Source organism: Ruegeria sp. AF8, assembly GCF_056541825.1.
In genome coordinates this window covers 1-1,243 of the sequence record NZ_JBQFYW010000075.1, presented here as the reverse complement: position 1 = coordinate 1,243, position 1,243 = coordinate 1, and the positions used below count along the sequence as shown (strand labels likewise).

Annotated in this window: 1 protein-coding gene; it reads right to left on the bottom strand. The window is 47.5% G+C overall.

All coding sequences use genetic code 11. The features are described 5' to 3' along the window. Positions 1-102 precede the first annotated feature (102 nt). Entirely contained in the window at positions 103-1,167 is a 1,065-nt protein-coding gene (locus tag ACR0AO_RS25420) for a hypothetical protein (protein ID WP_480609817.1), read from the bottom strand. Between the last annotated feature and the right edge of the window lie 76 nt (positions 1,168-1,243).

The following is a 1,243-nucleotide window of genomic DNA, read 5'->3' as shown; positions in this document are numbered from 1 at the left end:
CGCCCGCCAGCGCCCGAAACCATCATCCCGATGGATTACAGGCCGACGATGCACTAACAATCAATTTGGACCAGTCAGATGAGGCTGCTCAGTCTCATTCAGTCAATCAATTAGTGCTTTTGGCAAAACAATTACTGCCTTCTTTGGGTTTTCAGTGCCCCCACTTTCTCTGCCCAAAATATGGTGAACCGCCTCCACTACTGCAGAGGTAAGCTGTGGCAGGATGCGCTCAGCGCTTATTTTCTCCTCAGTTACTCTTATTTCGGGCTGAACTTGTCGAACAACAAGACGCACCTCTTCTTCCCTAGCTGGTACGAGTACAATTCTCTCATTGAACGAAGAAGAATCCACGAATGGTACATCGGACCGAATCCCTTCTCCTTCACTAAGAATCTGCAATGTGTAGCCTTCTAAGTCCTGATCTCTTATCATCACGGCCACGTCATCCCGACTAAACTGCTCGTCAAATTCTGTTCTGAGAATTATCGGCTGATCGACGGGGATCTCTATTCTGGTCCGCGGGGATGATGGGACGATTTTTAAATTACTCTGACTAACAGGAGCAAGTACAGCTTCATATTTTGAACCATTCAATCGAACAACAGTCGGACTTTCGATCACGTCGGGTAACTCGACTTTAGCGATCGCTTTGGGAGTGTGAAAAGCTTGAAGTCGACCAGATCCACGAGCATTCGAATTAGTTGCCGTGCAAGCAGGGAAACCTGCGTCAACGCCACAAAAAATCGGGTTTAGCCGAGGCATTGTTACTTCATATTCTCCGGGAAACAATTCCCCGACCAAAGGCCCACAACCATCGGGATTGTTAGAGTTCAGGGATTGGGATTTCTTTGTGCTTAGGTTTTCTTTCTTCACTACATCAAAACAAAAGAGTGGTGCAATATCTTCATATAAATCTCCATCTAGATCTCCATCTAGATCTCCATCCAGGTCGACAAATGGGCTCACCAAAAAGGGCGCCCTGCTTTTCTCGTCGATCATCATCGTAAACGGAAAACTTATATCTCCCGCCCTAAACGTCCCAGCTGTTGAAAGAAGATTCACGCCAGACACTGGCAACAATTTCTCGAACACTAAGTACACATCCGCACAATTCAGAACACATTGCTGTGAAGGTGGCAGGATGGCATGTCCGGTGAGCAGCCTCATCTGACTGGTCCAAATTGATTGTTAGTGCATCGTCGGCCTGTAATCCATCGGGATGATGGTTTCGGGCGCTGGCGGG

Coding starts and splice junctions, on each gene's coding strand:
- ACR0AO_RS25420 (WP_480609817.1), bottom strand. CDS start 1,167: ATGAGGCTGCTCACCGGACATGCCATCCTGCCACCTTCACAGCAATGT.